We start from the raw sequence: 399 nt of genomic DNA on the forward strand, positions 1-399 counted from the left end.
ATTACGACATGGAGAACGCGTGCGAGTTATGCGGCAGCGCGTTCGACACTCCGCAAGAATACGACGCCTATGTGGCGAAAGTGCGGGCCGCATGCTCGGCCCAGGAGATGGCTATGAACAACGCGAACGAAGAGTTGGCGGCGCGCCTGGCAGAAGGTGGGTTGTCGAATGAAGATGCGCAGAAATTCGCTGCGCGCCTGGTATATCTGGGAACCCGCTACTCGAAGCTGGCGGAGATGGCATCCGATGCCAATTACGACCGGGATGACATCCAGGAAGACATGGATGACGCCAAGGAGATGCTGCGCGAGCTGGTGTGGCGCCAGGTGGGCGAGATGCACAGTGCCAGGCTGGAAGCGCTGGAAAGCTCGAAAGAGCAATTCCTCGGGTGGCAGAAGG

The 399-nt window shown here is 59.4% G+C and carries 1 protein-coding gene; it reads left to right on the forward strand.

Annotation, left to right across the window (positions count from 1 at the left end; genetic code table 11):
- Nucleotides 1–113: 113 nt before the first annotated feature.
- Nucleotides 114–399: hypothetical protein (locus ACR6JA_RS22300; protein WP_494599584.1), on the forward strand; the 286-nt coding region annotated here is incomplete at its 3' end.

The sequence above is a fragment of the Cedecea sp. B1(4) genome (genome assembly GCF_059414925.1).